Here is a 4,271-nt window from a genome sequence, read left to right on the forward strand (position 1 = left end):
CCCGCAACCACCCCACCAGCTGCACTGGACCGCGGAGAGACCTAATCGCTTAGAGTTACAGTACAACTAATACACTGTTTATTCGAGGTTTCCGAGAGAAGGCCAACGCTGCCGGCCGCCCCGGCGAGACTATTTCTCTACCGAGTGTAATATATACGAGCATGAGCAGCGCCATGTCCCAAACACTCAGCGGTCAGGTCAGGACCGTCCGCGGTTATGCAGCCCTGGAGCGCAACGGACCGATTACCACCTGGGAGTTCGAGCAACGTGAACCGCGTCCGGAAGATGTAGTCTTCGACGTTTTGTTCTGCGGGGTCTGCCATAGCGACCTGCACACGATCGGCGCGTGGGGGCAGGAGTTCCCCCTCGTGCCCGGCCACGAGATGGTCGGCCGGGTGACTGCCGTCGGCGACCAGGTCACCAACGTGCGCCCCGGCGATATCGTTGCGGTCAGCACCATCATCGACTCTTGCGGGGAGTGCGAGCCCTGCCGACGGCAGATGGAGGTCTACTGCGAGGCCGGCCCGACCATGACCTACGACGGGATCGACAGAGTCGACGGTAGCCGTACCCGCGGCGGCTACGCCGACTCACTCGTTGCCCACCAGCGCTTCGTCTTCCGTGTGCCCGAGAGTCTGGATCTCGCCGGCGCAGCGCCGCTGCTGTGCGCCGGGATCACCACCTGGTCGCCGCTGCGACACTGGCGTATCGGACCGGCCAGCACGATTGGGGTAGTCGGCATCGGTGGGCTCGGCCACCTCGGTGTCAAGTTCGCCCACGCCCTCGGCGCCCATGTAGTCGCTTTCACCACCTCCCCCCGAAAACGCGACACAATCCTCGCTCTGGGCGCAGACGAGGTGGTCGTAACCACCGACCGAGAACAAGTCGCCGCGCAGGCCGGGCGGCTCGACTTCATCCTCGACACTGTCTCCACCACGTATCCGATGGGCCCGATCGTCGATACCCTGTCACTTGACGGCACCCTCTGTTCACTGGGAATCCCCGATCGCTTCGACCTTCACCCTGGCACCCTTGCCGGTAAGCGTCGCAGCATCGCCAGCTCCGCAACCGGCGGCACCCGTGATATCCACGAAATGCTCGAGTTCTGCGCCCAGCACGACATCACCGCTGACGTCGAAATCATCTCACCTGACCAGATCAACGAAGCGCTGGAGCGACTGTCCCGCAACGACGTTCGCTACCGGTTCGTGATCGACATGACCCAGCGCTGAACCCTGAGCAGTGGCAGCCCCGTACCGCAGCGAGAATCAGCTGCCTGCTCGGGGCTCAGGACAGACTGTGGTGATGCCTGAACGGCGGTTGCTCTGATTCGGCGGTGGCGGGCGGCCTGCGGAAGCGGAAGAAAAGATTGGACGCGGTGAAGATGTCGAGCCAATCCGGGACGAATGAGGCGCCGTCGGCCTCTCACAGCGACGACGAAGAGGGTATCGACGGAAGGACGGGTTCAGTGACTCGGAAACCTGCCCGAGCCAAGCGCGGGCGTCCTCAGAGCATCAACCCGACCGCGATCGTCGAGACGGCGGTGCATTTGCTGCACAACCAAGGCTATGCCAAGACAAGCATGGCCGAGATTGCCAGCGCATGCGGGATCTCCCGCAAGTCACTCTTCCTGTACTACCCGGCGAAGACCGATCTGATCTGGTCGAACATGGACCGATACATCGAGGGCTTTCAGCAGAATATCGCCGCCTCGGCCGAGAGCGACCCCCTCGACAAGGTGATCGATGCGGTCATCATCGGCTTCCAGCTGATTCCTCACTGTCCTGAAATCATGCGGCTTCAGATTGCGATGATCAGCACCATCGATGAACTCAGCGAACGCAATGAGAGCTATAGCCTGGGATGGCGCGCCACGGCCGCCGACTGCCTCGTTCAGCGCACCAAGGACCGTATCCTGGCCGAGGCCATCGCCTATGGTGTCTGGCGGGCAATGTGGAAAGCCCTCTACGAATGGGCTGGGAATACCACACAATCCAGCCCGTTGCCGCAGGTGCGCCGCCAACTCGACCAGTTCGCCGAAGCCGTGAACAAGCCGCTGGGAACAGCCGAAGCCTCGCCAGCGCGACATCCGGCCACACATCATTCGCGGACGCGGCGATAGACCATTCGGCACCGAGTCGCCGGGTTCGATCGATACGCTACTCGAGTTCTGCCCACCCGGGTCGCTTCCGTGATTGCGTTGGGGCTCAACGGTTGCGGGACACCGGCAGTTGTTCTGCATGACTACGATGGCGTGAGAGACCTGATCAGCGCCCTGAGCGCCGACACGCATGCACAGAAGCGCTTTCGGGTCCGGTCGTGCCGCGCTCTCTTCTCGGGCTCCGGCCAGCATTAGCTGATCATGCCCGATCGCGGGTCGGTACCAGCCGAAATGTCGGTACGGCTCGGCGAAACACTCACTACGACAAGATTATTCATGCCGTATCCAAGACTGCGGAATCGGGAACAGTTCCGAGAGCACCGAATGCAGCACACAGCCGAAACCGCCCCATCGCAAGGACGATGTTTGCGCTGTGTGAAATTGTTCTCTCTATCGTCCGTTCTCCATGGTTCGAGCATCGAACAGGGATCATGGACGCATGAGAATGACTGTGGCTCTCGATCATGACGTGGTTGTTCTGCTCGAAGAAGCCGTCGGAAGACAACGTAGATCGAAACGCCACGTTGTCAACGACGCTCTGCGCCAAGCGCTATCCCGAAACGACGATCCATCACCTACCCCGCCGGAGACGAACCGCGCACTTTCCGAGCCCGATCTCACGCTGAAGATCGATCCGCAAGATCCTGCTCGATTGGCCGATCGCTCGGACGAAGAAGCTATCAGTGTCGCACTGGCCCACTTCTTCGGGCTGACACTTCCGACTCCTCGGTTGTACGTCGTCAAGAACTGTGGCAACTGAGCAACGGAAATCTCATGTCGGCCCTGTAATTTCGACGTCTTCAGGGCGGACACGGCGGCTGCGGTACCCCGAATGAGCAGTGACATGGGCTTGTTCACGGCACGAGCACCGCGGCGGGCCAACCGTGCACGAACCACCCGGCTCCACGCCGTTTGTTCGCAGTGAAACTGCACGGAACCTAATGAGTTGTAGCAGGTCCAGGTGATCGACGGATCAGGCAGACTCGCTGGCGGTAGTGACCGGCGGGTGAGCACATGCGGAGCCTGGACTTCGAGTCCTGATCTGAGATGGTGCCCCCGCCGGTTCGCCGGGAGGAGGAGATCGCTGATGGGATGTCGTGCCCGCCGTCGGCCGGTGTGAGCACTGATTCATTAGGTCGCCGACATTCTTCCGCGCTGCCGGAACTGTTGTCCGACAACGACGAACGGGGAGCTGTGGTGCTGCTGGTCGGAGACGACTGGACATCGGACCATCACGATGTCGAACTGATCGACAAGGCTGGGAAACGGCTCGCCAAAGCCCGCCAGCCCGAAGGAACCACCGGGATCACCCGGTTGCACGCGATAATCGGCGAGCACCTCGGCGACGATCCCGAGGACACCGAGGTCGGGATCGGTATGGAAACCGGTCGCGGCCCCTCGGGCGCGGCGTTGATCGCGGCCGGCTACGCGGTGAACCCGCTGCAAGCCGCGAGGTTTCGGGAACGCCGCAGCGTGTCCGGCGCGCGAGGTCCGATGCCGCTGATGCGCACTCGCCGACCGACATGGTCCTCACCGACGCTCATCAACTGCGAGTCGTGGCCGGTGACAGCGCCGACGCGCAAGCCGTGAAGGTCGACGCACGCACGAACAAGACGATGATCTGGGAACGCACCCGTCATACTCAGCGGCTCAAACACGCTCTGTGGGAGTACTTCCCGACCGCGATCGAGGCGTTCGAGGACCTCGATACTCCGGATCCCAGCCGGGACTGGGCATATTCTCGGGGCCCGGGTGCTCGCCGAGTTCGGAGACGGCCACACCCGCTACGCGACCGCGGAATCGCGGAAGAACTACGCTGCGACGTCCCCGATCACCCGTGCGTCGGGGAAGTCGAAGCTCGTCCTCGCCCGGTTCGTGCACCAGGACCGCCTCGTCGACGCGCTGCTCACGCAGGCGTTCTGCGCCCTGAAGGCGTCACTGGGCGCCCGCGCCTACTACGACCAGCAGCGAGCCGGGGGCTCAACCACAATGCCCCGCTGCAGCATGTCGCCAACCGGCCCGTCGGCATCCTCCACGGCTGGCCGAGGTCCACATCTTGTGCCGACAAGCGTGTGCTCGCCAGCGGCCCGAACCTACGAGTGAAACACCC

Annotated in this window: 4 protein-coding genes and 2 pseudogenes; all 6 read left to right on the top strand. The window is 62.7% G+C overall.

Features of this window, described 5'->3' with window-relative positions; all coding sequences use genetic code 11:
* Nucleotides 1-161: 161 nt before the first annotated feature.
* The 6 genes and pseudogenes from K7711_RS46840 (at nt 162) to K7711_RS49605 (ending at nt 4,264) form a co-directional block, all read left to right on the top strand.
* A complete protein-coding gene (locus K7711_RS46840; protein WP_235748895.1) occupies nt 162-1,232 on the top strand; it encodes an NAD(P)-dependent alcohol dehydrogenase in 1,071 nt (356 codons plus the stop codon).
* Between the two features lie 152 nt (nt 1,233-1,384).
* Nucleotides 1,385-2,122 carry a TetR/AcrR family transcriptional regulator gene (locus tag K7711_RS46845; RefSeq protein WP_235748897.1) on the top strand — a complete coding sequence of 246 codons (738 nt, stop codon included), beginning with the start codon at nt 1,385-1,387 and terminating at the stop codon, nt 2,120-2,122.
* A gap of 478 nt (nt 2,123-2,600) precedes the next feature.
* Nucleotides 2,601-2,921, top strand: coding sequence for a ribbon-helix-helix domain-containing protein (locus tag K7711_RS46850; protein ID WP_222979626.1), 321 nt, complete (start codon nt 2,601-2,603; stop codon nt 2,919-2,921).
* A 332-nt stretch (nt 2,922-3,253) separates the two neighbouring features.
* A pseudogene (locus K7711_RS49595) lies at nt 3,254-3,568 on the top strand (IS110 family transposase); the annotation flags it as partial.
* A gap of 116 nt (nt 3,569-3,684) precedes the next feature.
* Nucleotides 3,685-3,780: pseudogene (locus K7711_RS49600) on the top strand (hypothetical protein); the annotation flags it as partial.
* Between the two features lie 133 nt (nt 3,781-3,913).
* Nucleotides 3,914-4,264 (top strand): hypothetical protein, encoded by a 351-nt coding sequence (locus K7711_RS49605; protein WP_443678121.1) that lies wholly within the window; start codon nt 3,914-3,916, stop codon nt 4,262-4,264.
* Nucleotides 4,265-4,271: the final 7 nt, after the last annotated feature.

Source organism: Nocardia coffeae (assembly GCF_019890715.1).
GTDB lineage: Bacteria > Actinomycetota > Actinomycetes > Mycobacteriales > Mycobacteriaceae > Nocardia > Nocardia jiangxiensis.

What these genes read in the sequence shown, in the direction of transcription:
- K7711_RS46845 (WP_235748897.1), top strand. Translation starts at nt 1,385, where the DNA reads ATGTCGAGCCAATCCGGGACGAATGAGGCGCCGTCGGCCTCTCACAGC.
- K7711_RS46840 (WP_235748895.1), top strand. Translation starts at nt 162, where the DNA reads ATGAGCAGCGCCATGTCCCAAACACTCAGCGGTCAGGTCAGGACCGTC.
- K7711_RS46850 (WP_222979626.1), top strand. Translation starts at nt 2,601, where the DNA reads ATGAGAATGACTGTGGCTCTCGATCATGACGTGGTTGTTCTGCTCGAA.